Annotated in this window: 26 protein-coding genes; 16 read left to right on the top strand and 10 right to left on the bottom strand. The window is 64.0% G+C overall.

Translation table 11 applies throughout. The features are described 5' to 3' along the window. Positions 1 to 98: 98 nt before the first annotated feature. A complete protein-coding gene (locus AC3WK8_RS11960; RefSeq protein ID WP_085598095.1) occupies positions 99 to 1,043 on the bottom strand; it encodes a LysR family transcriptional regulator in 945 nt (314 codons plus the stop codon). Between the two features lie 153 nt (positions 1,044 to 1,196). Here AC3WK8_RS11960 and AC3WK8_RS11965 point away from each other — a divergent pair, with 153 nt between their 5' ends. Both AC3WK8_RS11965 and AC3WK8_RS11970 read left to right on the top strand, forming a co-directional pair. Next, positions 1,197 to 3,563 carry a TonB-dependent receptor gene (locus AC3WK8_RS11965; RefSeq protein WP_022643910.1) on the top strand — a complete coding sequence of 789 codons (2,367 nt, stop codon included), beginning with the start codon at positions 1,197 to 1,199 and terminating at the stop codon, positions 3,561 to 3,563. 64 nt (positions 3,564 to 3,627) lie between these two features. Continuing rightward, positions 3,628 to 4,968, top strand: a complete 1,341-nt coding sequence (locus AC3WK8_RS11970; RefSeq protein ID WP_103324782.1) for an aryl-sulfate sulfotransferase — start codon at positions 3,628 to 3,630, stop codon at positions 4,966 to 4,968. 37 nt (positions 4,969 to 5,005) lie between these two features. Here AC3WK8_RS11970 and AC3WK8_RS11975 read toward each other — a convergent pair whose 3' ends face one another. The 8 genes from AC3WK8_RS11975 to AC3WK8_RS12010 all read right to left on the bottom strand — a co-directional run bounded on the left by AC3WK8_RS11975 (position 5,006) and on the right by AC3WK8_RS12010 (position 10,056). After that, positions 5,006 to 5,347: a hypothetical protein gene (locus tag AC3WK8_RS11975; RefSeq protein ID WP_177409169.1), complete on the bottom strand. Its 342-nt coding sequence runs from the start codon at positions 5,345 to 5,347 to the stop codon at positions 5,006 to 5,008. Continuing rightward, on the bottom strand, positions 5,344 to 5,772 hold the full coding sequence (locus AC3WK8_RS11980; RefSeq protein ID WP_246196016.1) for an SMI1/KNR4 family protein: 429 nt from the start codon (positions 5,770 to 5,772) through the stop codon (positions 5,344 to 5,346). The genes AC3WK8_RS11975 and AC3WK8_RS11980 overlap by 4 nt, the downstream gene beginning before the upstream one ends. A 97-nt stretch (positions 5,773 to 5,869) precedes the next feature. Further along, on the bottom strand, positions 5,870 to 6,535 hold the full coding sequence (locus AC3WK8_RS11985; protein WP_022643914.1) for a hypothetical protein: 666 nt from the start codon (positions 6,533 to 6,535) through the stop codon (positions 5,870 to 5,872). 86 nt (positions 6,536 to 6,621) lie between these two features. Next, entirely contained in the window at positions 6,622 to 6,828 is a 207-nt protein-coding gene (locus tag AC3WK8_RS11990) for a helix-turn-helix domain-containing protein (protein ID WP_022643915.1), read from the bottom strand. Between the two features lie 9 nt (positions 6,829 to 6,837). After that, complete coding sequence (locus AC3WK8_RS11995) at positions 6,838 to 7,416, bottom strand: hypothetical protein (protein WP_022643916.1); 579 nt, start codon at positions 7,414 to 7,416, stop codon at positions 6,838 to 6,840. A 295-nt stretch (positions 7,417 to 7,711) separates the two neighbouring features. Then, a complete protein-coding gene (locus AC3WK8_RS12000) occupies positions 7,712 to 8,917 on the bottom strand; it encodes a CynX/NimT family MFS transporter (RefSeq protein ID WP_103324781.1) in 1,206 nt (401 codons plus the stop codon). Continuing rightward, entirely contained in the window at positions 8,904 to 9,365 is a 462-nt protein-coding gene (locus AC3WK8_RS12005) for a nucleoside deaminase (protein WP_103324780.1), read from the bottom strand. Before AC3WK8_RS12005 ends, AC3WK8_RS12000 begins: the two co-directional genes overlap by 14 nt. 28 nt (positions 9,366 to 9,393) lie before the next feature. Beyond that, the gene (locus AC3WK8_RS12010; protein WP_103324779.1) at positions 9,394 to 10,056 is read right to left on the bottom strand and encodes an ankyrin repeat domain-containing protein; all 663 of its coding nucleotides are present in this window, start codon (positions 10,054 to 10,056) and stop codon (positions 9,394 to 9,396) included. A gap of 106 nt (positions 10,057 to 10,162) precedes the next feature. Between AC3WK8_RS12010 and AC3WK8_RS12015 the strand changes: the two genes are divergently transcribed. The 14 genes from AC3WK8_RS12015 (at position 10,163) to AC3WK8_RS12080 (ending at position 21,370) form a co-directional block, all read left to right on the top strand. Then, on the top strand, positions 10,163 to 11,011 hold the full coding sequence (locus AC3WK8_RS12015; RefSeq protein ID WP_085598100.1) for a LysR substrate-binding domain-containing protein: 849 nt from the start codon (positions 10,163 to 10,165) through the stop codon (positions 11,009 to 11,011). Between the two features lie 178 nt (positions 11,012 to 11,189). Beyond that, positions 11,190 to 11,513, top strand: coding sequence for a hypothetical protein (locus AC3WK8_RS12020; RefSeq protein WP_103324778.1), 324 nt, complete (start codon positions 11,190 to 11,192; stop codon positions 11,511 to 11,513). Positions 11,514 to 11,910: 397 nt separating this feature from the next. After that, positions 11,911 to 12,726, top strand: coding sequence for an energy transducer TonB (locus AC3WK8_RS12025; protein ID WP_103324777.1), 816 nt, complete (start codon positions 11,911 to 11,913; stop codon positions 12,724 to 12,726). A 41-nt stretch (positions 12,727 to 12,767) separates the two neighbouring features. After that, the gene (locus AC3WK8_RS12030; RefSeq protein ID WP_053132762.1) at positions 12,768 to 13,493 is read left to right on the top strand and encodes a MotA/TolQ/ExbB proton channel family protein; all 726 of its coding nucleotides are present in this window, start codon (positions 12,768 to 12,770) and stop codon (positions 13,491 to 13,493) included. 1 nt (position 13,494) lies between these two features. Next, positions 13,495 to 13,896 (top strand): ExbD/TolR family protein, encoded by a 402-nt coding sequence (locus AC3WK8_RS12035; protein WP_053132759.1) that lies wholly within the window; start codon positions 13,495 to 13,497, stop codon positions 13,894 to 13,896. Positions 13,897 to 14,191: 295 nt separating this feature from the next. After that, positions 14,192 to 14,773, top strand: a complete 582-nt coding sequence (locus tag AC3WK8_RS12040; RefSeq protein WP_085598102.1) for an alpha/beta hydrolase — start codon at positions 14,192 to 14,194, stop codon at positions 14,771 to 14,773. Between the two features lie 58 nt (positions 14,774 to 14,831). Further along, positions 14,832 to 15,770, top strand: a complete 939-nt coding sequence (locus tag AC3WK8_RS12045) for a sigma 54-interacting transcriptional regulator (RefSeq protein WP_085598103.1) — start codon at positions 14,832 to 14,834, stop codon at positions 15,768 to 15,770. 108 nt (positions 15,771 to 15,878) lie between these two features. Beyond that, on the top strand, positions 15,879 to 16,313 hold the full coding sequence (locus AC3WK8_RS12050) for a hypothetical protein (RefSeq protein ID WP_143494741.1): 435 nt from the start codon (positions 15,879 to 15,881) through the stop codon (positions 16,311 to 16,313). After that, positions 16,313 to 16,954 (top strand): hypothetical protein, encoded by a 642-nt coding sequence (locus AC3WK8_RS12055; RefSeq protein WP_085598104.1) that lies wholly within the window; start codon positions 16,313 to 16,315, stop codon positions 16,952 to 16,954. Before AC3WK8_RS12050 ends, AC3WK8_RS12055 begins: the two co-directional genes overlap by 1 nt. A 221-nt stretch (positions 16,955 to 17,175) precedes the next feature. Beyond that, positions 17,176 to 17,958, top strand: coding sequence for a MetQ/NlpA family ABC transporter substrate-binding protein (locus AC3WK8_RS12060; protein ID WP_053132753.1), 783 nt, complete (start codon positions 17,176 to 17,178; stop codon positions 17,956 to 17,958). Positions 17,959 to 18,404: 446 nt separating this feature from the next. Beyond that, positions 18,405 to 19,070 (top strand): amino acid ABC transporter permease, encoded by a 666-nt coding sequence (locus AC3WK8_RS12065; protein WP_053132750.1) that lies wholly within the window; start codon positions 18,405 to 18,407, stop codon positions 19,068 to 19,070. Then, positions 19,051 to 19,710, top strand: coding sequence for an amino acid ABC transporter permease (locus tag AC3WK8_RS12070; RefSeq protein WP_103324775.1), 660 nt, complete (start codon positions 19,051 to 19,053; stop codon positions 19,708 to 19,710). Before AC3WK8_RS12065 ends, AC3WK8_RS12070 begins: the two co-directional genes overlap by 20 nt. Continuing rightward, positions 19,707 to 20,489 carry an amino acid ABC transporter ATP-binding protein gene (locus tag AC3WK8_RS12075; protein ID WP_085598105.1) on the top strand — a complete coding sequence of 261 codons (783 nt, stop codon included), beginning with the start codon at positions 19,707 to 19,709 and terminating at the stop codon, positions 20,487 to 20,489. The genes AC3WK8_RS12070 and AC3WK8_RS12075 overlap by 4 nt, the downstream gene beginning before the upstream one ends. Then, complete coding sequence (locus tag AC3WK8_RS12080) at positions 20,486 to 21,370, top strand: transporter substrate-binding domain-containing protein (protein ID WP_103324774.1); 885 nt, start codon at positions 20,486 to 20,488, stop codon at positions 21,368 to 21,370. Before AC3WK8_RS12075 ends, AC3WK8_RS12080 begins: the two co-directional genes overlap by 4 nt. Before the next feature lie 105 nt (positions 21,371 to 21,475). Here the strand turns inward: AC3WK8_RS12080 and AC3WK8_RS12085 are convergent, their stop codons facing one another. Further along, entirely contained in the window at positions 21,476 to 22,636 is a 1,161-nt protein-coding gene (locus AC3WK8_RS12085; RefSeq protein ID WP_103324773.1) for an AAA family ATPase, read from the bottom strand. Positions 22,637 to 22,721: the final 85 nt, after the last annotated feature.

Here is a 22,721-nt window from a genome sequence, read left to right on the forward strand (position 1 = left end):
TTTCGCCTTCGCCAGGGGATGCCGGCAAGCGCATTTGCCGCATGCTTTTCATGCGTGATGTGCATCGCTCTTGAGGACGCCATCGCCGGCAAGTCGGATCAGATGGCGAGCTTGTGCAGCGAGCACAGCTCCTCATCCTGTGCGTCGAGGTGCTTGATCTCCTCGATCATCGCCTGGGCCAGCGGCGACAGCCGATACCCGGCGCGGCTGACGATGCCGTAGCGGGTGTAGAGCTCTTCCAGGTCGTCGGCCAGCCCCTCGATTTTCAGGCACACCAGCTCGCCCTTGGCCTGGTGCAGGGCATCGCTGTAGGAGCCGACGATGCCGATGGCGTCCGAGCGCAGCACCACCCCCAGCAGGCTGTAGCTGTTCTCGCATTCCACATTGGGCGTGAAGTCCGGCTTGCCACTGAGATCGACAATGACCTTGCGCAGGTTCGGCGGGCGGATGGTCACCGCCAGCGGATAGCTCATCAGCTCGCTGGCGCTGACGCTGTCGCGCCCGGCCAGGGGGTGGCCGGCGCGGCAGCAGAAGTGCCATTTGCGCGGGCGCAGGCGCTGGGTCAGGTAGTCCGGGTCGGCCTCGAAGTGCCGGGTATCGGCGACGAAAAACTCGAACTCCTCGCACAGCAGGCGCTTGCCCAGGCTCTGCCAATCCTCCACCTGGAACTGCACCCGGGCCTTGGGATAGCGCCCGATGAAGCTGCCGATGGCCCGGGGGATCAGCCCGGCCGCCGGTGCCGGGCCGCAGCCGAAGCGCAACTCCCCGGCTTCCAGGCCATTGAACTGGCTGATTTCGTTGGCCATCTGCTGGGCGCCGCTGACCAGCCGCCGCGCGTGTTCCAGCAGCAGCTGGCCCTGCTTGGTCGGCGCCAGGTCCTTGCGCCCACGGTCCACCAGCTGGCAGCCGACGCTGTGCTCCAGCGCCTGGATGCTGCGGCTGAAGGCCGATTGCGAGAGGTTCACCGTGGCCGCGGCGGCGACGAAGCTGCGCTGCTCGGCGAGGGCGATGAAGTGGCGGAGCTGGCGCAGGTCGATATGCATTTTTCACATAAAAAATATCGGGGAAATGCATTGGCTATGCATTAGGTCGACTCCTTATAAAGGCAATCTCTTATGCAGTAAATCTTTGTAAAAACATAAATAAATAACTTTAGGGAATATACGAGCTGTATGTTTTCTGACCAGGAGCCGCCCATGAGCCCGTTGTCCATCGCTTCACCCCTCACGCCTCGGCGGCTCAAGCGCCTGCCCCTGGCCCTGCTGCTGGCCGGCAGTGCCGGCTGGAGCGCGAGCTGGGCCGAGGAGGCGCCGGTGCCCCAGGCGAGCCCGGCCAAGAGCAGCGCCAACAAGGTCGACGACGGCCAGTTGCAGACCGTGACCGTGACCGCCCGGCGCCGCGAGGAAAGCTCGCAGAACGTGCCCACACCCATGAGCGTGATCGGCGGCCAGGCCCTGGAGAGCCAGCGGGTCTATCGCATCCAGGACTTGCAACAGCTGGTGCCCAGCGTCAACGTCGCCTACATGCATGCGCGCCAGTCCAGCGTGTCGATCCGCGGCCTGGGCAACAACCCGGCCAGCGACGGCCTGGAAGGCAGCGTCGGGCTGTACATCGACAACGTCTACCTGGGGCGGCCGGGAATGGCGGTGTTCGACCTGATGGACATCGAGCAGCTGGAAGTGCTGCGTGGTCCCCAGGGCACCCTGTTCGGCAAGAACACCACCGCCGGGGTGATCAACATCAGCACCCGCGCGCCGAGCTTCACCCCCGAGCGCAGCATCGAGACCTCCCTGGGCGAGGATGGCTACTTCCAGACCAAGGGCACCATTTCCGGGCCGCTGACCGATGAGCTGGCGGGGCGTTTCTCGGCCTATCGCACTCGCAGCGACGGCGATATCAAGAACGAGCACGACGGCCACGACCTCAACGGCGGTTCGCGCCAGGGCTTTCGCGGCCAGTTGCTGTACAAGCCCAGCGACCGCTTCAACCTGCGCTGGATCGGCGACTACAACGAAGAGGATTCCAGCGCTGGCACCCGGGTGCTGTACAGCACCGGGCCGACCATCAACGGCAGCAATGTCTATGAGTCGCGCGCGGCGGCCGCCGGGGCGACCCTGGTCAATGGCAGCCATCGCAAGGTCAACCTGGACAACGACCAGCACGTCACGGTGTTCCAGGGCGGTACTTCGCTGGAGGCCAACTGGATCCTGCCCAGCGATTTCACCCTGACCTCGGTCAGCTCCTACCGCTGGTGGAACTTCACCCCGCGCAACGACGATGGCCTCAACGTGCCGGCCACCTACAACGCCGGGGTCTCGGTGGAAGATAAACAGTGGTCCCAGGAGTTTCGCCTGGCCTCGCCCAGCGGCGGGTTCTTCGACTACGTGCTGGGGGCCTACTACTTCGGCTCGGACCTGGATAACAAGTCCTTCGCCTACTACGGGCCCAAGGCCGATATCTGGAACGGTACGCCCACCGGTGCGCTGAACGACGTCACCAGCATCGGCAAGGGCAAGATCCGCACCGACAGTTTCGCCCTGTTCGCCCAGGGCACCTGGCACCTCACCGAGCGCCTGGATTTCACCGCTGGCCTGCGGGGTTCCTACGAGGAAAAAACCGCCTCGGTCGGCCGCGACGCACCCCTGGGCGGTGTAGCGGTCACCGGGGCTGCGGCCAATGCCCGGCGTGGCCGGGCCGGGGCCTACGATTCCGGCGACCTGAACCAGTACAGCACCAGCCCCTCGGGGTTGCTCAACCTGAGCTACCGCTTCAGCGATGACCTGCTGGGCTATGCCACCTTGTCCCACGGCGAGAAATCCGGCGGGGTCAACCTGGCGGTAGGTTCGGCGCCCACGGCCGGTGCCGACTCCTTGCTGATCGGCACCGAGCGCGCCAACAACGCCGAGCTGGGCTTCAAGAGCACCCTGTGGGACCGGCGCCTGCAACTCAACGCCAACCTGTTCTGGACCCAGGTCAACGGCTACCAGACCAACGCCTACGACTATGGCAACCGCGTGCAGTACCTGACCAACGCCGGTTCGGTGCGCTCGCGCGGGGTCGAGGTGGAAAGCACCCTGGTGCCGCTGCGCGGCCTGACCCTGAACCTAAACGGTTCCTACAACGACGTGCGCTACCTGTCCTACAAGGATGCCCCATGCCCGCCGGAGGTCAGCTTGCGTCCCGGGGCGCCGGCGTCCTGCGATCTCACCGGGCACCAGGTGGTGGGTGCCTCGAAGTGGATCGCCAACGCCAACGGCGAATACAAGTGGAACCTGGATAACGGCCTGGAGGAGTACGTCACCGCCAGCTATGCCTTCCGTTCCAAGGCCGTGGGCACGGTGGAGGATTCCCAGTACGGGCAGATCCCCAGCTACGCCGTGGTCAACCTCTCCACTGGCCTGCGGGGCAACTACGAGCAGGGCCAGTGGGACGTCTCGCTGTGGCTGAAGAACGCTTTCGACAAGACCTACTACACCACTCTCTGGACCGGCGGCAACGGTGGTTACGAGGGCCTTTTGGGCACGCCGCGAACCCTGGGCGTGACCGGTCGCTACGACTTCTGAAGTCCGCTTTCGCACCTGGCGCCGGGACTGTCGGCGCCCTTCAATCCGAACAGGAGTGCCTGCCATGCCACGCGCCACAATCCCCTTGGTCTTGTTGACCACCACCTTGCTGGCCGGAGCGCTGCACGCGGCGCCCAGCGTCTACCCCACCGGCGTGACCCGCTACGACCCGGCCAAGGCCTATAACCAGTACGTGATCTTCAGCGGTGCCGACAAGCAGACCCACTTGATCGACATGAACGGCAACGAGGTCAGGAACTGGCCCCAGGCCGGTTTTCCCTCGGCCATCATCGACCCGCAACTGGTGGGCGGCGAGCGTGGCCGGGTGCTGTTGCAGATCAAGGACAAGGACCCCGGCCCGCTCGGTTCGGCGGGCAACGGCCTGGGCAACCAGAGCGTCGGCGAGCTGGACTGGAACGGCAAGCTGGTCTGGCAATGGGGCGACCAGGCCCCCGGTGGCGCGGCCCAGCAGCACCATGACCAGCGCCGGCTGAGCAATGGCAACACCCTGGTGCTGGCCAACAAGGTGCACAAGGTGGCGGGTTTCAAGGTGCCCCAGGTGATCGACGACGTGATCTACGAAGTCAGCGCCGACGGCCAGGTCAAATGGCAGTGGCTGGCCTCCGAGCACCTCAAGGAGTTCGGCTTCACCCCCGCCCAGTTGCAATTGGTGCGCGGCACCAGCAACCCGGACTACCTGCATATCAACAACCTCAGCGTGGTAGGCCCCAACCGCTGGTTCGACGCCGGTGACAAACGCTTCGCCCCGGACAACCTGCTGATCGATTCACGCAACGCCAACTTCATCGCCATCATCGACAAGCACAGCGCCAAGGTGGTCTGGCGCCTGGGACCGAACCTGGCGCCGATCGAGCCCAAGAGCGCCGGCAAGCTGCCGCGCCCGGTGGATCAGTTCGTCGGCCAGCACGATGCCCACATCATCCCCGCCGGCCTGCCGGGGGCCGGCAACCTGCTGGTGTTCGACAACCAGGGCACGGCCGGCTACCCCTCGGTACCCCTGGGGCTGATCGCCGGCTCCCGGGTGCTGGAGATCGATCCGATCAAGCGTGAAATCGTCTGGCAATACAGCGCCGCCAGTTCCAGGCAACCGGGCTGGGCTTTCTACAGCTCGTTCATCAGCAGCGCGCGGCGCCTGCCCAACGGCAACACCCTGATCGACGAGGGCATGAACGGGCGTTTCTTCCAGGTCACCGGCGCTGGCGAGATCGTCTGGGAATACGTCAGCCCCTACCTGGGCAAGGCCCCGGGCAGCGAGGCGGTGAGCAACTGGGTGTATCGCGCGCTGCCGGTGAACTACGACTGGGTGCCGGAGGGTACGCCGCGTTCGCAAACCGCCGTGCAGGCGCCAGAGCCGCAGTTGAAACAGGCCAGCGCCGGGATCTGACCCCGCAAGCTCGCCCCTGGCGAAGGCGCCTGCCCGCTCAGAAGTAGAAGTACAGGCCGGTGTCCCGCTCCAGGGCCAGCCGATTCAGGGCGATCAGCCTGTGGATAAGTTCATCCCCGGCGGTCGCGGCCTGGGTGAGGATCGCCAGCGCCGTGGCGAGGTCGGCCTGGCCCTGGATCGAGGCGTCTTCGTAGTCGTCGATCAGCGTGCCCAGGGCGCGGTTCAAGCTCGGCAGCAGGTCGCTGCGCCACAGGCTCGTCCACTGTTCTGCGGACAGGGCCAGTTCCTCCAGGTCGCCCGGCAGGCACTGGTCCAGGTCCAGGCGTTGCATGGCGCCCTGGCTGGTGGGCACGGCTATCCATCTGCGCGGTGTGTTCATGGCTGCCACAGCTCGACGAAGGCCCGGAAGTCAGCCGCCACCGGGTAGCGATTGGCGCTGTCGGGATCGAAGATTTCCACCGCCACGCGCGGACTGTTGAAGTCCAGGCAGACCAGCAAGCCGCCGGCATCCCGGGCAATCGCCAGGCAGCCGGCGGCGAGCCCCGGCACGCGGCCAGGGGTGGCGTACCAGGGCAGGGTCCAGGGTTCGTCGTTCATGCTGAAAGCGAAGAACTCGCTGATGCAGGCGTAGCCGTTGCCGTAGGCGAAGGTGCCGATCCCTGGCGTGGCGGCCTCGGCGTAGCGCACCAGCTCCAGGTACAGCGGCGGCAACTCCAGGCCCAGGCGCTGCTGCACCTGGGCGATCAGTTGTTCGTCCACCGTCGATCCGGGTTCTATTTCCCAGGCGTTCCAATCCAGGGTCATGCTCGACATGCACCTTGTGCTCAAGGGCCGTGCCCGCCCGATGGGGGACGGCATCGAGGGGCGATTGTAGGCGCGTCGCCTGGTGCGCGGTAGGCGCTTATTTGCAGCTCTGGCCTTCGGGCAGGGTCACGCTGTAGTTGCGCTGGACCCGGTTGCGGAAGTCCAGGTTGTCCAGGCTTTCCTGCACCAGGAAATCCTCGATCTTGGCGTCCTGGCAATCCTCGTTATAGGACGAGGCCCGCAGTACGAACACCGTGCGCCGGCTCTGCTCGTCCTTGGCCTTGATGTTGAAGGTCGAGAGGGTGGTGTAGGCGGTGCGCTCCGAGGAGCCGACGGCGCGGTAGGACATGGTCGGCGTGCTGGTGCACACGGTCTGCTGGTGCTTGCCGGGCATGCACGTGGTCTTGGTACTGCTGGGCACCGAGGCGTAGTCGGTGGCGGTGTAGCGGTAGCTGGTCCTTTTGCTGCCCACATCCAGGGCGATGTTCATGCGAAACGGTGGATGATCCTTCGGCAATGCCGACTCGGTATACACCTTGGTGAAACCCATGCCATGCAGGGCGGCGACCATGTCGCGCAGGTAGTAGCTGGCCTTGAGGGCCTGGGCATCCTTGGCGCCGTTGACGGTCACCAGTACCGGAGCCTGGCGATCGAAGTAGTAGTCTTGGGCGGGGGTGGCGTCGATCGCCACGTCGAGTTTGTTGGCGCAGCCGGTCAACAGGGAGACGAGCAGCAACAGCGGGTAGAGCAGAGTACGAGTCATGAGTCAGCCATTGGATACAGGAGGGCTTGGAACAGGCTTTAACGGTCTGGACTCGATCAAACACACGCGAAGGGGGAGACGCAGTCTCAGTCTGCCTGGTACTCCAGCAAGTCGCCGGGTTGGCAGTCGAGTGCGGCGCAGAGTTTGTCGAGGGTCTCGATTTTCATCCCCTTGACCTTGCCATTTTTCAGCAACGACAGATTGGCCTCGGTAATGCCCAGGATGGCGGCCAGCTCTTTCGAGCGAATCTTGTTTTTAGCCATGACAACGTCAAGCCGAACGATAATGGTCATCTCATTGTTCTATATGTAGTGACTGTGCTCATCACTGAGGATTTTCGCGTCGCGCATGATAATGGAAAACGAGCACAGCAAGATTCCTTTGACCACCTCGTAAGCGGCGTAGGACGAGAAGCCGGCGGAGATCTGCAGGATGCGTTCGCCGGGCGGCAGGTCGATGGACAGGGCCAGGCCTTGCAGGGTCTCCATCATCGGGAAAGTGGCCGGGGCGATGATCCACAGCATGCCTACGCGCCAGAGGATGCGGATGTTGCGATCGCTCCAGGTTTCCCCCCGGGACAGGCGCATGAAGAACACCCCGGTCAGCCACAGGGCGAAGCTCGACAGCAGCAGTGGCAGGAAGTCCAGGATCACCAGCAGGGTGAAGCTCAGGGTGGAGGGCTTGAAGTCGGCTTCCAGCAGGCGTGGCCAGTGTTCGGCGAAGACCCCGAGCAGGGCGCCCAGGACCTGGTCCTTGCTGTAGATCCAGAGCCCGGCGTTGCCGCCGATTTCCACGATGCCCATGACCCAGGCCAGGATCGCGGCCAGCATGCCGACCCGGCGTAACCGGTATTGGGCAGAACCATTGTTTTGGAGGGGCATCGGGTATTCCTTGCAAAGCTGTGGGGGTGGCGGATTATTTATAAATAATTATCGAATTACAATAATTTATTTCACTAATAATTCCCCGACCCCCAACGTCTATTGCTTTGGTCCCCTCCTTCGGGTCCCGGCCTGTGGCCGCTATCCAGGGTTTGCCTGTCGTACCGCGGCGCTGGGTGTTGCGGGCGCTGTGGGCTCGGTCGCAGCCTCGCGCCGCTCGACAGCGGCTACAGGGTTCTGTGTAACCGCTGGCGCCCTGCTCGGCACGAGTCGCCTGCTGGACCCGGCCCCAGGCTCATGCAGCTTGTGCGGCGGTGTCGAAACTGGCCCTGGGCTGGTAGCTGGACGGGCTGAAGATGCGGGTCAGGAGCAGCATCGCTACGGCACCGGCGACCAGCACCCACCAGGCGCTGGTGAACTCGCCGGTGACCTGGCGCAGCCAGCCGGTGAGCCAGGGCGAGACAGCGTTGAGCAAGAACCCCACGCCCTGGACGAAGGCCGCCAGTTGCCCGGCTTCCCGGGGGTCGCGGCGGTGGTCGAGGGTGAGGATCAGGCTCAGGCCGAAGCAGGCGCCCAGGCCGAAGCCGATCAGCGCCACCCACAGGTGCGGTGCTTGCAGTGGCCACAACACCAGGCCGAGAAAGCCCAGGGCCTGGGCGGCGAGGCTGATGCCCAGCAGGGGCCGGCGGTCGACGCTGCGTTGGGCCAGGGCCGGCATCAACAGCGCGGCGATGACCTGGAACACGGTCATGAACGCCAGCAGCGAACCGCTCAGCGTGGCGCTCCAGCCCATCTGCAGGTAGTAGGCCGGCAGCCAGGCCACCATGCTCATGTAGCCGCAGTTCACCAGGCCGAAGTACAACGCCAGCAGCCAGGCCCGGCGGTTGTTCCACAGGCTGTCGCTCTCGCTTCGGGAGCCTTGGCGGCGGGCGGCGCCCAGGGGCAGGCAGGTCCACAGCATCAGGGCCGCCATGGCCGGCAGCAGCCAGACCCCCAGGCCCACCTGCCAGTTGGCGAAGTGCAGCGCCACCTGTGGGCTGAGCAGCGCGGCGAGCCCGCCGCCACCCATCAGCGAGGCCGAATACACCCCCATCGCCAGGGCCACTCGATGCTGGAACTGGCGCTTGATCAGCGCCGGCACCAGGGCCTGGATCAGCGCGACGCCGGCACCGCCCAGCAGGGCGGAAGCCAGCAGGGCTGGCGCCTGGCCGAAGTACAGGCGCGCCAGGCAGGCCAAAAGCACCAGCAGCAGGCCCAGGGAAACCCCGTGGCGCTCTCCCAGGCGCGCTTCGATGCGTACGCCCAGCAGTGCCACTAGGCCCATGCAGATCACCGGCAGGCTGGTGAGCCAGGCGCTGCTCTGGAAACTCATGCCGGTGGCTTCGCGGATCTGCCCCAGCAGCGGGCTGACCGAGCTGAGGATCGGCCGCAGGTTGAGCCCCAGGCACACCAGCAAGGCCCAGCCGGCGAAGGTCTTGAACGCCGATTCAGTGCGCGGCATGACGGTCCTGCCAATCCTGGTAGATAGCATTCATCGCCGCCTGCGGCAGGTGCTGCACAGGCAGCTTCTGGGTCGCCAGGGGCTGGCCCAGTTGTTCGTAGATCGCCGCGGTGGACAGCCCGAACGGCGCCGCCTGCTGGTTGCTGGCGGCGAACACTGCCCGGGATACGCCGCACAAGTACATGGCGGCCAGGCACATCGGGCAGGGCTGGCCGCTGGCGTAGATCACGCAGCCGCCCAGGCGCGGGCCCAGTTGCTGGCTGGCGCTGCGGATCGCCAGCAGTTCGGCGTGGGCGGTGGGGTCCTGGCTGAGGTGGATTTCGTTGACCGCCTCGGCCAGTACCTGGCCGTCGCGTACCAGCAAGGCGCCGAAGGGCCGGCCGCCCTGCTCGACGTTGCGCCGGGCCAGGGCCACGGCTCGTTCGAGGAAGTGTTGATCGTTATGCATGCAAATCTCCGGCGTGCGCCGCGCGAGTTCAGGAGGCCCCGGCCTCGCGCAGCAGTTGGGCAGTGGCCTCCTGGCCGCGTTGTTCGGCATGGCGCAGGGGGCTGATCCCGGCGCGGTCCGGCAGGTTCAGGTCGGCGCCGGCGGCGATCAGCCGGCTGACGATGCGCTGGTGCGCCGGGCCGCCATCGGAGAGCAGGATCGCCTCCAGCAGGCAGGTCCAGCCCAGGCGGTTGACGTGGTCCACATCGACCCCGGCGGCGATCAGCAACTCCACGCTGGTCTCGTGGCCGCGCTCGCAGGCCGGGATCAGCGCCGTGCCGCCGTAGCGATTGGTGCTCTTGAGGTCGGCGCCATGGGCCAGGGTCAGCTTGAGGATCTCGTCGTGGCCGCTGGCCCCGGCCAGCAGGTAGGGGCTGTCTTGCATCAGGTTCTTGCGGTTGACGTCGGCGCCGGCCTCGATCAGCGCCCGGGCGATCTCCACCTGGTTGCCGCGGGTGGCCAGCAGCAGCGGGCTGCTGCCATCCAGGCCCCGGTCGTCGAGCGGCGCGCCCTGGGCGATGAGCTCGCGTACTTGCTGCAACTGTCCGTTGCGTACCGCTTCGAGCAATGCATTGTCGCTGGCCATTACCACTCCCGCCGTGAGCAGACCGGCGGCCAACAGGCCGCGTTTGAAGGACAGGTTGAACCCCATGCAAACCTCCCGTTCCGACTGATGAGCGACGAGTATGGGCAAGGCCCCGGGTATTCTGAAATTAAATATAATCATGCTAATCAGTGGCTATGAGAATGGTTTGGCGATGTTCGATCCCGTGTTGTTGCGCAGTTTCGTGGCGGTCGCCGACTGCCAGAACTTCACCCGCGCCGCCGAGCGCCTGCACCTGACCCAGTCCACCGTGAGCCAGCAGGTGCGGCGCCTGGAGGAGAGCCTGGGCTGCCAGTTGCTGGACCGCGACCAGCGCCGGGTGGCGGCCACGGTCGAGGGCGAGCGGCTTTTGGCCTATGCGCGGCGCATCCTGGCGCTGCACGAAGAGGCCAGCGACGTGCTGATCAACCAGCGCAGCGAAGAGGTGCTGCGCCTGGGGGTGCCGGAAGACTATGCCGCCGAGCGCCTGATGCCGTTGCTGTCACGGTTTGGCCGCGACTACCCGGCGGTGCGCCTGGAGGTCACTTGCGGCCTGGGGCCGGAGTTGCTGCGCCAATACCGGCGTGGCGAGTTCGACCTGTTGCTGGTCAAGCAGATGGGCCATGGCGAGGACTGCCTGGACTCCTGGCCCGAGCCGCTGTGTTGGGCCGACAGCCTCCGGCAACCGGCCTTCGGTCGCGAACCGCTGCCCTTGGTGGCCTTTGCGGTGGGGGGCTTGTACCGCCAGGAAATGCTCCATCACCTGGAGGTGGGCGGTTGGCCCTGGCGCATCGCCTATTCCAGCGCCAGCCTGGCCAGTGTCTGTTCGGCGGTGGGCGCAGGCTTGGGGATCAGCCTGCTGCCGGTGCGGGTGCTGGGCAAGCAGCACCGCATCCTCGATGCCGACAGCGGCCTGCCGGATATCCAGGGCGTGCGCCTGGCCCTGTATGCCGGCAGCGGCTTGAGCCGGGCAGGCAAGGCATTGCAGGAGCAGTTGCGAGTGCTGGCGGCCGGAAAGTTATAAGTTGCCTTGGCGTGGATATAGCTTATATGGGCCGTGCTGGACTCTATAGCTATTTGATTAGTTTTAAGTCAAGTTTGTCTTGGACAACTTTCCGGGTGCCGGCCATGCTGGTTTCGTGAGTTCTTCTTGAACTTGCCTCATTGGAAGAAACCTTTAACTGCATAAGGAAACCAGCACTATGTCGAGCATCAATGGCACCTATGTAAACTCCAACGCCGACGCCCGCCTGGTCGTGACCGACGGCAACGATTCCAACGGTTCGTTCAGCGGAGAGTTGACCCAGGCCGGGGTCAAGTACAGCGTCGCCGGACATTACCACTTCCAGAACAGCACCGGCCAGTCCACCATCATCAACGTTTCCGGCTACAACGATGGCTATGGCTACCAGGCTTGGGCGCTGTTTTCCGCCGATCACAACTACGCTCGGTTGCGCGCTTCCGGAGCCCGCAGCAACTTCAGCGGTGATGTGGTCGGCTTGAGTGGTGAATTCCTCAAGCAGTAACGAGTTCGATAACTGACAGCCGCTGGATATCCGTTAGTTGATAGAAACTTGCGTGATTTTCCAGCGGCTTTGTCGTGCCTGTAGTTTGAGTTTAGTTGTGGGCCGGTGTTTCTGGTTAGTTGTATCGAGGCGGGTATCCAGGTGTTTTCGATGCCTTTCGGGAATATTTTTCATGCCGGCAAGGCATGGGCTTTCGCTGTTGTGGCTGCAGCCCTTGATTCACGCGGCCTGCAGGGTTTCAGGAGTTTTGTATATTCCATGTGGGTCTATATATAACTTGAAAGATTACTTTAAGAGATAAGCGAGGGGCGCGGATCATGGACCCCACGGCACCGTTGCGTGGGGGAGTCAGAGCGCTGGTGCCGGTTATCCGCAGAAGATCGTAGGGAGTGAATCAATGGGCAATGTCCAGACCGTCGCCAGCGCGCAGGAGGTGCCGTGGCGCCAGGCACCGAGCGGCGAGTTGGTCGATCTTGGCCGGCCGCATCGCTTGCCGCTGGGCCAGGCTCGGCTGCAACGCACACCCAAGCGGGTGCTGCGCCGGCGCGAGGCGATTCTCCTGGGAGTGGCGGCCCTGGTGTTGCACGGCGCGGTGATCTACTGGCTGAGCCAGAAGCCCACTCCGGTGCTGCCCATCGTGCCGCCGGAGATCCCGCCCATGACCATCGAGTTCTCGCATCCGGCGCCACCGGTGGTCGAGCCGCCGCCTCCGCAGCCGGTCCAGCCGGTAGTGGAGCCACCGCCGCCGGTGGAGGACGAACTGGCGGTGAAGCCGCCACCACCCAAGCCGGTGCCCAAACCCAAGCCAAAACCGCTGCCCAAGCCCGAACCCAAGCCCGCGCCCAAACCAGTGCAGCAGGCTCCGGCAGCGCCGCAACCGGTTGCGCCGGTCGCTGCCCCGGCCCCACCCGCGCCACCGGCTCCCGCTCCGGTGACGCCGGCTTCGGCCAGCGCTGCGTACCTGAAGAACCCGGCGCCGGAGTATCCGTCCCTGGCCCAGCGGCGGGGTTGGGAAGGCACGGTGCTGCTTCGGGTGCACGTGCTGGCCAGCGGCAAGCCGGGAGAGATCCAGGTCCAGAAGAGCAGTGGGCGCCAGCAACTCGACGATGCGGCCCTGGCCGCGGTCAAGCGCTGGAGCTTCGTCCCGGCCAAGCAGGGCGACGTGGCCCAGGACGGCTGGGTCAGCGTACCTATCGATTTCAAGATCCATTGAGCCGCAAGGCCCGATCCACACGCTTATAGAGGGAACACATCATGACGTTACTGGCATCTCCACTGGAATCCATCGAAAGCGCGGTGATCTGGCTGCTGGTGGTCTTCTCCGTCGCTACCTGGGGCCTGGCCCTGGTCAAGGGCGTGCAGTTCGCCCGCCTCAAGGCCCAGGATCGCAAGTTCCACAATCAGTTCTGGGCGGCATCGAGCCTGGACTCCGCCGCGCCCCTGAGCGAAACCCAGCCCGGTGCGGCGGCGCGAGTGGCCCAGGCCGGCTACGCGGCGATCCAGGTGGGCGATGCCTCCCACGCCGCCGACCTGAGCCAGGCGATCAACCACCAGGACCGGCTCGAGCGCGCCCTGCGCCAGCAGATCGTGCGTGAGCGCCGCTCCCTTGAGACGGGCCTGGCGGTGGTGGCGAGTATCGGTAGCACCTCGCCCTTCATCGGTCTGTTCGGCACCGTGTGGGGGATCATGGAAGCGCTCAAGGGCATCAGCGCCGCTGGTTCGGCCAGCCTGGAAACCGTGGCTGGGCCTATTGGCGCGGCGCTGGTGGCCACTGGCGTGGGGATCGCCGTCGCCGTGCCGGCGGTGCTGGTCTACAACTACTTCCTGCGGCGCCTGAAGCTGACCGCCGCCGATCTCGATGACTTCGCCCATGACTTCTACAGCCTGGCGCAGAAGAGTTCGTTCCGTGTGCTGATCCACCCGGCCGCGCACAAGGTCGCGGCCCAGGGCTCCGGCCACAAAGTGAAGGAGGCCTCCTGACATGGCCTTCTCCACCCAAGACAGCGATGAAGTGCTGAGCGAGATCAACGTCACTCCGCTGGTGGACGTGATGCTGGTGCTGCTGGTGGTGTTCATCGTCACCGCGCCGCTCTTGACCAACGCCATTCCCATCAACCTGCCCAAGACCGAGGCCGTGGCCCCGGTGGAGCAGAAGGACCCGCTGGTGGTGAGCATCGATGGCACCGGCAAGCTGTTTATCAACAAGGACGAGATCCAGCCGGATCTCCTGGAAACCAACCTGCAAGCGGCCAAGCAGAAGGACCCGGAAGTCCGCGTCCAGCTGCAGGCCGACGATGGCGTCAACTACGGCGAGGTGGCCCGGGCCATGGCGTCCATCGAGCGTGCGGGCATCACCAAGCTGTCGGTGATCACCGCCCGCTGATACCGAGCAACAAAGCCACGACTTTTCAGGCCGTCTCCTTGGCAGGGTGCGGCCTTTTTTTTGTTGTGGCGCTGTAGCTGCTGTCGAGCGCAGCGAGGCCCGCAGGGCACTTCAACTGTACGGTCGAACGGGCTCCCTGGCGGTCGCTGCGCGCCTGCGGCAGCGATTGCACAAGGCGGAGCAGGGCGGGTTTATATTCTTTATGAGTCTTAATAAATAGCTTCTTATTCCTTAACCAATATAAATCCCCTCCCTATACTCGTTCGGGAACAGACACGCAGCAGGAGAGTTCCCCATGCGCAACGAATCCATTCGCTACTTGATTGTGCCGGGCTGGCAAGGATCGCCAGAAGATCATTGGCAAAGCCACTGGCAGCGCAGCCTGCCCAACAGTGCGCGAGTGGAGCAGGCCGATTGGCTGACGCCGCGCCGGGAAGACTGGGTAGCCGCGCTGGCCGAGGCCATTGCCGCCGATGACACCCCGGTGATCCTGATCGCCCACAGCCTGGGTTGCGTCACCGTGGCCCATTGGGCAGCCCGGGCGCCGTTGGCCGCCCTGCGCCAGGTACGTGGCGCGCTGCTGGTGGCGCCGGCGGATGTGGAACGTCCGGCCTGTGCCCCGGCGCTGCGCAATTTTGCCCCGATCCCCCGGGGCCTGCTGCCGTTCCCCAGCCAGGTGGTCAGCTCGGACAACGACAGCGCGGTCAGCGCGGCGCGAGCCCTGGAGCTGGCCCGGGACTGGGGCGCCGAGGCCGGGATCCTGGCCGGTGCCGGGCATATCAACGTCAAGTCCGGCCACCATCGCTGGGAACAGGGTTTCGCCTATCTCTACCGCCTGCAAAACCGCATGGAACAGCACGCCCTGCGTCGTGCCTGAATTTTCTTCTTTCGTTTAAACGCCCCCGCCTCCAGGCGCCTTGGGGCGGGAGCCAGCCATGAGTTCGCATACCCCCTTCGGCCAGCCGCTGCTGACCTTTCCCGATGCCGAGAAAAGCCCCCTGAGCATCCGCGCCAAGGCGCTGGTGTTCGTCGATCCGCGTTCGCGCCAGCTGCGTGAGGAGCTTGAGCAACTGGCGCCGCGTTCGACCTCGGTACTGATCCGTGGCGAGACCGGCACCGGCAAGGAGCTGCTGGCCCGGCATATCCACCGCGCCAGCGATCGTGGTGGGTTGTTCGTCTCGGTCAACTGCGGGGCCATCAGCCCGACCTATGCCGATGCCGAGCTGTTCGGTTACGCCGCGGGCAGCTTCAGCGGCTCGGCCAGCAGCCGGGCCGGCTGGTTCGGCTCGGCCAATGGCGGGACCCTGTACCTGGACGAGATCGGCGACCTGCCGCTGCCGATCCAGACCAAGCTGCTGGCGGCCCTGGAGAACCACGAAGTGACCCGGGTCGGTGCGCAGCAGCCAAGCCCGGTGGATGTGCGCCTGGTGGCGGCCACCAGCATCGACCTGGCCCAGGCGGTGGCGGCGGGCAAGTTCCACGAGCGCCTGTACCGCTACCTGGGCGAGGGCCAGCTGGAGCTCCCGGCCCTGCGTGAGCGGGTGGGGGATATCGAATCGTTGGCCGAATACTTCCTGGGGATCTACAGCCAGCGCCTGGACCTGCCGGTGCCGCTGATCAGCGAAGCCGCGCAACAGGTCCTGGAGCGCCACAGCTGGCCAGGCAATACCCGCGAGCTGGAGAACGTGGTGCACTTTGCCCTGCTGGTCAGCGATGGTGGGGAAATCCTTCCGGAGCACCTCAACCTGCCGGAAACAGTGTCACCGCTAAGTGAGTTGGAGCGGCAAGTAGAGGTGTTGCTGCGGGGAAGTGAGAGTGAGCGCAGCGGATTGAAGGCCGTGCTGGAGAAGGTTGCGCAGCGGTTGGGGGGGTAGAGAGGAGCGAACACCCGAATTGTTGCGAAAGCAATCCTTGTTCTTGCAAATGATTTGCATTAGCCTTTCTCGAAAAGAAGATCTGCTTCAAGCATTGAAGGAGTCTTTATGAGAAAAGTATCTTGCGCGGTGCTTTTTCTATCTGCCCTGGCCCCCAACGCCTATGCGTATCTCACTGAACTAGCGATGTTTTCGCGTGCCAACTGTTTCGGTTTCAACGAATCGGTCAGTTGGGACACGATACATACATGGAAATTAGAAACATCGTCTGTGCAATACAATACGGTGGATGGCAGTTACAGGGAGTTTTACGATAAATCCGACAGTACCTGGCGCTCTTATGCAGGTTGTGGATTGTGTGGCATGGATTGGGAAGTCTACGGTTTCCATTATGCGGACGGGAAGTATGGCGACCCTGACTACAAGGCCCAGCAGGATCATCTTCTTGTCAATGTCTGTACTGCTGGCTGGTCGCCAAGTGTGGCTGATGGCTCGCCCTGCCTCGAAACCTACACCACCTCTTGCAATCTGACGGAGTGGTAATGATGCGCTTGTCGATGGTTTGCATAAGCATGCTGCTCGTTCCATTCTCGGCAGATGCCGAGTTGGAGATTCGCCCTCTAAGTAGTAATACACATATTCAAAAGATCCTTGATAAAGGAACTGCCTCACCCAGGAGGGAGGCGGAGAGAAAATCGGCTTTTCCAAGCTTCGAACAATTTAGTTCGATGGTCACACTCGCTCAGATGACCGATAAAAGGCTATCTCAAGCCGTCAGGTTCAAATCTGAGTCGAGAGCGGCAATTGAAAAGTTGAGATGTCAATTTTCCAAAGAAGCCCCCTCCGGTGTCGAGATGAAGGAAGGCGGTTTGAACGGTGTCATGTCTCTTTACTCGTGCGGCGATGATTATGTTGTCACCTACGAGACCCACTATGAACCTGAGCTGGCACAGCGTGTAGTTGTTTACGACGATGATTACGCCAAGCCTCAAGACCCCGGCAAGCCCTTGGTGAAAACGTCGGAAAAAGTAGTGGGCGGGGTCAGGAAGACCGGGTTGCGCTGGATGAATTCCAAGCATGAAGTGAGGTATGACATTTACGCCAGCCTGGAAGGTGATGGTGCGCTGGAGAAGGCACTGATGTCGGTCATTACCAAGGTTGCCATTGAAATCGGTAAGCGATAGATCGCAGGCGTTGTGTAATGGAGCAACCAGGCGTACCGGCAGGCTAGGCAGTTGTCCTTTCACTACCAATAAAAAAGGCATAAGTACTTGCCAAAAAGATATTGTTAGGGAATAAAAAATCTCGGTATTGTCCGGTTCACGCCAGCAGTGGCACTTCACCAGTATCCCGATCCACTCCCTATTTGAAGCCGTCGTCGGACCCCGACATCTAAGGACATCGCATGAAAAAAGTTCTGTTGTTCACCGCACTGGCGGCAGCCCTGGGCGCCGGTATCGCCCAGGCCGGCGAGAAGCTGGTGGTCGCCGCGACCCCGGTGCCCCACGCCGAGATCCTCGAGCTGATCAAGCCGACCCTGGCCAAGGAAGGCGTGGACCTGGAAGTGAAGGTCTTCACCGACTACGTGCAGCCCAACGTGCAAGTGGACCAGAAGCGCCTGGACGCCAACTACTTCCAGACCCTGCCGTACCTGAAGAACTTCAACGAAGGCAAGGGCACCCACCTGGAGACCGTGATTGGCGTGCATGTCGAGCCTTTCGGCGGCTACTCGAAGAAGGTCAAGAGCCTGGCCGAACTGAAGGACGGCGCCAGCATCGCCATCCCCAACGAAGGCAGCAACAGCGGGCGTGCGCTGATCCTGCTGCACAAGGCCGGCCTGATCGAACTCAAGGATCCGAAGAACGCCGTGTCCACTCCGAAGGACATCGCCAAGAACCCGCACAACTTCAAGTTCAGGGAACTGGAATCGGCCATGCTGCCACGGGTCCTGGACCAGGTTGACCTGGACATGATCAACACCAACTACGCCCTGGAAGCCGGCCTGAACCCGGCCAAGGATGCGCTGGTGATCGAAGGCGCCGACTCGCCCTACGTGAACTTCCTGGTGGCCCGTCCGGACAACAAGGACAGCCCGGCCATCCAGAAGCTGGCCAAGGCCCTGACCAGCCCGGAAGTGAAGGCTTTCATCGAGAAGAAATACAGCGGCGCGGTATTGCCGGCCTTCTGATGGGCTAGGCTGTCCACCGGACCAACCCCTTCAAGGTTCGAACGCCGACGGCTAGGCCAGCGTCGGCGTTTTTTATTGCCCGCGATCTTTGGCCAGCGTCAGCCTGCCGGCTGCATGGCCCGGCGCAAGGCCATGAGCCATTTGAGCAAGTCATGGGGATCGAGCGGTTGCGGAGTCTTTTCATTGGCCATGGTCATCGTCCTTGTGAAGCTGCGCGTCCTGGGAAATGCCCCGGTCCTCATGAACCCGGCAGGCAGGCAAAAAGGTAGTCGCTCGACGCCAGCCCGGCAAATCCGCGGGTTAGGTTTTTGGGTGATATCAATATGCCTTAACGGTATTTAAATTCTGCTTTTTATAGCTTTAGAGTCGCGCTCAGCCGGGCGATTACCCATCGCCCCATGGACTGCATCACCGTCGCCGTATCCCGGCGACGTCCAGGACGTTCAATGACCCTCGACTACGCTTTCATCCTCAGCACCCTGCCGGCGTTCCTCAAGGCCGTGGGGGTGACCCTGCAGGTCGGCCTGATCGCCATCGGCACTTCCCTGCTGGTGGCGCTGATCAACGCTGCCTTCCTGGTGTTCCGTACGCCCTATGTGCACCGCCTGATCGGCCTGTACGTGGAGCTGGCGCGCAACACGCCGTTGCTGATCCAGCTGTTCTTCGTCTACTTCGCCCTGCCGGCCCTGGGGATCAAGGTCTCCGGCTTCACCGCGGCGATCATCACCATGACCTTCCTCGGCGGTGCCTATCTCACCGAGGTGCTGCGCGCCGGGGTCGAGGCGGTGCCGCTGGCCCAGCTGGAATCGGGGCGTTCCATCGGCCTGTCGCGCTGGCAGCTGTTGCGCTACGTGATCCTGCCCCAGGCGGGCATCCTCAGCCTGCCGTCGCTGTTCGCCAACTTCATCTTCCTGCTCAAGGAGACCACCGTGGTCTCGGCGGTGGCGGTGCCGGAGATCCTCTACACCACCAAGAGCTACATCGCCCTGTACTACAAGACCTACGAGATGCTGGCGGTGTTGACGCTGATCTGCGTGCTGCTGTTCTTGCCACTGTCGCTGTTGCTCGGCTACCTGGAAAGGAGGCTGCAACATGGCCAGTTCGGGTCTTGAGCTGCTGCTGGTGTCCCTGCCGCAACTGGCCCGGGGCGCCGAGCAGACCTTGTCGATCTCCTTGCTGAGCATCCTCTTCAGCACCCTGGGCGGCGTGCTCTATGGCGTGCTGCGCAGCCTGCAGCGGCGAGTGCTGGATGTACCGCTGCGCATCTACCTGGAGCTGTTCCGGGCGATCCCGGCGCTGGTCTGGCTGTACTTGCTGTTCTTCGGCTTCCCGATCTTCTTCGGTATCAGCATTCCCAGCTTCACCTGTGCGGTGCTGGTGCTGTCGCTGTGGGGCGCCAGCGAGGTCGGCGAGGTGGTGCGCGGGGCGCTGCGTTCGTTGCCCCGGGGCCAGCGCGAGGCGGGGCTGTCCATCGGCCTGTCGACGTTACAGCTATATGGCCACGTGCTGCTGCCCCAGGCTCTCAAGCGCATGACGCCGCCGACCATCAACGTCTACACGCGGATCATCAAGACCAGCTCCCTGGCGGTGCTGATCGGCGTGGTGGACGTGATCAAGGTCGGCCAGCAGATCATCGAGCGCACCTACGAATCGGTGTTGATCTACGGCGTCCTGTTCCTGTTCTTCTTTTTCATCTGCTACCCGCTATCGGCCGCCTCCCGCGTGCTGGAGCGGCGCTGGACGCAAGCATGAGCGCATTGATCGAGTTCCAGGGTTTCACCAAGTTCTTCGGTTCGCAGCAGGTGCTGCGCGACATCGACCTGAGCGTGGCGTCGGGCGAGGTGATCGTCATCCTCGGTCCCAGCGGCTGCGGCAAGAGTACCCTGCTGCGCTGCCTCAACGGCCTGGAAAGCGCCCAGGGCGGCCACCTGCGCTTTGCCGGCCGCGAGCTGCTGGACCCGGCCACCGACTGGCGCCAGGTACGCCAGCAGATCGGCATGGTGTTCCAGAGCTATCACCTGTTTCCCCACATGAACGTGCTGGACAACATCCTCCTCGGCCCGCTCAAGGTGCAGAAGCGCCAGCGCCGCGAGGCCCAGGCCCAGGCCGAGGCGCTGCTGGAGCGGGTCGGCCTGGCGGACAAGCGCCAGGCGTTTCCCCGGCAGCTGTCCGGCGGCCAGCAGCAACGCATCGCCATCGTCCGCTCGCTGTGCATGAACCCCCAGGTGATGCTGTTCGACGAGGTCACCGCGGCGCTGGACCCGGAGATGGTCAAGGAAGTGCTGCAGGTGATCCAGGGCCTGGCCCGGGACGGCATGACGCTGCTGATCGTCACCCATGAAATGGCCTTCGCCCGGGCCGTGGCCGACCGCATCGTGTTCATGGACGCTGGCCGCATCCTCGAGCAGAACACCCCCGAGGCTTTCTTCACGAACCCGCAGACCGTTCGCGCGCAGCAGTTCCTGGAGAAGTTCTCGTTCGTCGAAGCATTACCCAAGAAAGCCCCTAGAAAGGAACTGGAGCTCTTATGAAAACCGTCAAGTCTTCACTGTTGTTGCTGCCGTTGTTCGGCCTGGCCCTGCTGGCCGGCTGCGATAAATCCTCCGAGGCCCCCAAGCCTGCGGCCAGTGCCGCCAGCGCTGCGCCGGCGGCCAGCTACCTGGACAAGATCAAGGCCCGGGACAAGCTGATCGTCGGCGTGTTCACCGACAAGCCGCCGTTCGGTTTCGTCGATGAGGCCGGCCGCTACGTGGGCTTCGATACCGACATCGGCCGGCAGTTCGCCAAGGACCTGCTGGGCGACGAGAACAAGGTGGAGTTCGTCGCCGTGGAGCCGGCCAGCCGCATTCCGTTCCTGCAAAGCGACAAGGTCGACCTGATCCTGGCCAACATGACCGTGACCCCCGAGCGCAAGGAAGCGGTGGAATTCACCAACCCCAACCTCAAGGTCGCGGTCCAGGCCCTGGTGCCCGAGGGCAGCCCGGTGCAGAGCCTGGATGACCTGGCGAGCCGCACCACCATCGTCACCACCGGCACCACCGCGGATATCTGGCTGACCCAGAACCACCCGGACTGGAAGCTGCTCAAGTTCGAGAAGAACACCGAGTCCCTGCAGGCCCTGGCCAATGGCCGTGGCGATGCCTACGCCCAGGACAACCTGATCCTGCTCAGCTGGTCCAAGCAGAACCCGGGCTACCGCGTACTGCCCCAGACCCTGGGCGAGCAGGCGCCGATCGCCCCGGCGGTGAAGAAGGGCAACACCGAGCTGCGTGACTGGGTCAACGCCGAGCTGGCCAAGCTGGGCGAGCAGAAGTACCTGCTCAAGCTGTACGACCAGTACGTGCGCAAGGAACTGAGCGACGACACCAACCCCGACAGCGTGATCGTCGAAGGCGGCAAGTGGCAGGGGTGATCCGCCCCGGGCGCTTGAAGCGCTCTTGAGTACGCCATCGCGGGCAAGCCTCGCTCCTACGCAGACCTTAGGAGAGAGGCTTGCCCGCGATGCTTTTGAGGCTGCTCAATCGGGCCAGTACCAGGCGGGCTCGTCGAGCTGTCGCTGGCCGACGATGCCCGTCTGGCCCAGTTCCTTTTCCAGCACGATGCAGTTGCATTCCGGGTCTTCCTGCAGGGCCGCGATCAGGCGCCGGGCGTGGGACACCACCCACACCTGGCACTGCTCCGAGGCACGGATGATCAGGCGCGCCAGCGCCGGCAGCAGGTCGGGGTGCAGGCTGGTTTCCGGTTCGTTGAGCACCATCAGCGTTGGCGGTCTCGGGGTCAGCAGGGCCGCCACCAGCAGCAGGTAGCGCAGGGTGCCGTCCGACAGCTCCGCCGCCGACAGTGGGCGCAACAAGCCTTCTTGATAGAACTCGATGGCGAAGCGCCCGCCCGGTTGCGCGTCGATCTCCAGGCGGGCTCCGGGGAAGGCATCGCTGATGGCCGCTTGCAGGGCCTGGGGATCGCCGATCTCGCGGATGGTCTGCAAGGCGGCTGCCAGATCGCGGCCGTCGTGGTGCAGTATCGGGGTGCGGGTGCCCAGTTGCGGTTGGCGCGCCGGGGCTTCGCTGTCGCAGCGAAAATGATCGTAGAAGCGCCAGCGGCGAATGGACTCGCGCAGGTGCAGCACCTCGGGCGAAGTGCGCAGGCTGCCCACCTGGTCGAACAGGCTGTCGAACTCCGGCGTGTGCTGGGCCAGTACGTCCCAGGCCCGGCCTTGGCGAGCCCGGATCAACGGGCCGTCACGGTCTACCAGCAGGCTGGCGGGGCGATAGAAAGGCCCGGACCAGATGCATTCCTTCTTGATCTGCGGGTCCAGGGCAAATGCCGAGCGGCTGGGTTCCGGCAGGCCCAGGGCAATGGCATAGCCGAAGTCCTCGCCGGAGAATCCCAGGCGCAGGCGCTTGCTGGAGGAGCGCACGCCAGCCTCGATCGGCACCTCGCCCTTGCGCATGCGTCGGCTGATGGTTTCCGGCCCGGCCCAGAAGGTCGAGTCCAGCCCGCCCTCCCGGGCCAGGGCGTTGACCACCCCGCCCTGGGCAGTTTCCGCCAGCAGGCGCAGGGCGCGGTAGAGATTGGATTTGCCGCTGCCGTTGGCGCCGGTGATCAGGTTCAGCCGAGCGAGGGGAATCACCAGTTTGTTGATGGAGCGGTAATTGGCCACCGCCAGGGTCTTGAGCATGCCGGATCTCCTTTGCGTGCCGCGCAGTGTGCCCAATCCCCATGGCTCTTGTCGCGCCATCCCTGCGGCGGCGACACGGGGCGAA

This window comes from Pseudomonas sp. FW507-12TSA (assembly GCF_058781435.1).

Excerpts from the sequence above, each read along its gene's own strand:
- AC3WK8_RS11960 (WP_085598095.1), bottom strand. The coding sequence starts at position 1,043 with ATGCATATCGACCTGCGCCAGCTCCGCCACTTCATCGCCCTCGCCGAG.
- AC3WK8_RS11965 (WP_022643910.1), top strand. The coding sequence starts at position 1,197 with ATGAGCCCGTTGTCCATCGCTTCACCCCTCACGCCTCGGCGGCTCAAG.
- AC3WK8_RS11970 (WP_103324782.1), top strand. The coding sequence starts at position 3,628 with ATGCCACGCGCCACAATCCCCTTGGTCTTGTTGACCACCACCTTGCTG.
- AC3WK8_RS11975 (WP_177409169.1), bottom strand. The coding sequence starts at position 5,347 with ATGAACACACCGCGCAGATGGATAGCCGTGCCCACCAGCCAGGGCGCC.
- AC3WK8_RS11980 (WP_246196016.1), bottom strand. The coding sequence starts at position 5,772 with ATGACCCTGGATTGGAACGCCTGGGAAATAGAACCCGGATCGACGGTG.
- AC3WK8_RS11985 (WP_022643914.1), bottom strand. The coding sequence starts at position 6,535 with ATGACTCGTACTCTGCTCTACCCGCTGTTGCTGCTCGTCTCCCTGTTG.
- AC3WK8_RS11990 (WP_022643915.1), bottom strand. The coding sequence starts at position 6,828 with ATGACCATTATCGTTCGGCTTGACGTTGTCATGGCTAAAAACAAGATT.
- AC3WK8_RS11995 (WP_022643916.1), bottom strand. The coding sequence starts at position 7,416 with ATGCCCCTCCAAAACAATGGTTCTGCCCAATACCGGTTACGCCGGGTC.
- AC3WK8_RS12000 (WP_103324781.1), bottom strand. The coding sequence starts at position 8,917 with ATGCCGCGCACTGAATCGGCGTTCAAGACCTTCGCCGGCTGGGCCTTG.
- AC3WK8_RS12005 (WP_103324780.1), bottom strand. The coding sequence starts at position 9,365 with ATGCATAACGATCAACACTTCCTCGAACGAGCCGTGGCCCTGGCCCGG.
- AC3WK8_RS12010 (WP_103324779.1), bottom strand. The coding sequence starts at position 10,056 with ATGGGGTTCAACCTGTCCTTCAAACGCGGCCTGTTGGCCGCCGGTCTG.
- AC3WK8_RS12015 (WP_085598100.1), top strand. The coding sequence starts at position 10,163 with ATGTTCGATCCCGTGTTGTTGCGCAGTTTCGTGGCGGTCGCCGACTGC.
- AC3WK8_RS12020 (WP_103324778.1), top strand. The coding sequence starts at position 11,190 with ATGTCGAGCATCAATGGCACCTATGTAAACTCCAACGCCGACGCCCGC.
- AC3WK8_RS12025 (WP_103324777.1), top strand. The coding sequence starts at position 11,911 with ATGGGCAATGTCCAGACCGTCGCCAGCGCGCAGGAGGTGCCGTGGCGC.
- AC3WK8_RS12030 (WP_053132762.1), top strand. The coding sequence starts at position 12,768 with ATGACGTTACTGGCATCTCCACTGGAATCCATCGAAAGCGCGGTGATC.
- AC3WK8_RS12035 (WP_053132759.1), top strand. The coding sequence starts at position 13,495 with ATGGCCTTCTCCACCCAAGACAGCGATGAAGTGCTGAGCGAGATCAAC.
- AC3WK8_RS12040 (WP_085598102.1), top strand. The coding sequence starts at position 14,192 with ATGCGCAACGAATCCATTCGCTACTTGATTGTGCCGGGCTGGCAAGGA.
- AC3WK8_RS12045 (WP_085598103.1), top strand. The coding sequence starts at position 14,832 with ATGAGTTCGCATACCCCCTTCGGCCAGCCGCTGCTGACCTTTCCCGAT.
- AC3WK8_RS12050 (WP_143494741.1), top strand. The coding sequence starts at position 15,879 with ATGAGAAAAGTATCTTGCGCGGTGCTTTTTCTATCTGCCCTGGCCCCC.
- AC3WK8_RS12055 (WP_085598104.1), top strand. The coding sequence starts at position 16,313 with ATGATGCGCTTGTCGATGGTTTGCATAAGCATGCTGCTCGTTCCATTC.
- AC3WK8_RS12060 (WP_053132753.1), top strand. The coding sequence starts at position 17,176 with ATGAAAAAAGTTCTGTTGTTCACCGCACTGGCGGCAGCCCTGGGCGCC.
- AC3WK8_RS12065 (WP_053132750.1), top strand. The coding sequence starts at position 18,405 with ATGACCCTCGACTACGCTTTCATCCTCAGCACCCTGCCGGCGTTCCTC.
- AC3WK8_RS12070 (WP_103324775.1), top strand. The coding sequence starts at position 19,051 with ATGGCCAGTTCGGGTCTTGAGCTGCTGCTGGTGTCCCTGCCGCAACTG.
- AC3WK8_RS12075 (WP_085598105.1), top strand. The coding sequence starts at position 19,707 with ATGAGCGCATTGATCGAGTTCCAGGGTTTCACCAAGTTCTTCGGTTCG.
- AC3WK8_RS12080 (WP_103324774.1), top strand. The coding sequence starts at position 20,486 with ATGAAAACCGTCAAGTCTTCACTGTTGTTGCTGCCGTTGTTCGGCCTG.
- AC3WK8_RS12085 (WP_103324773.1), bottom strand. The coding sequence starts at position 22,636 with ATGCTCAAGACCCTGGCGGTGGCCAATTACCGCTCCATCAACAAACTG.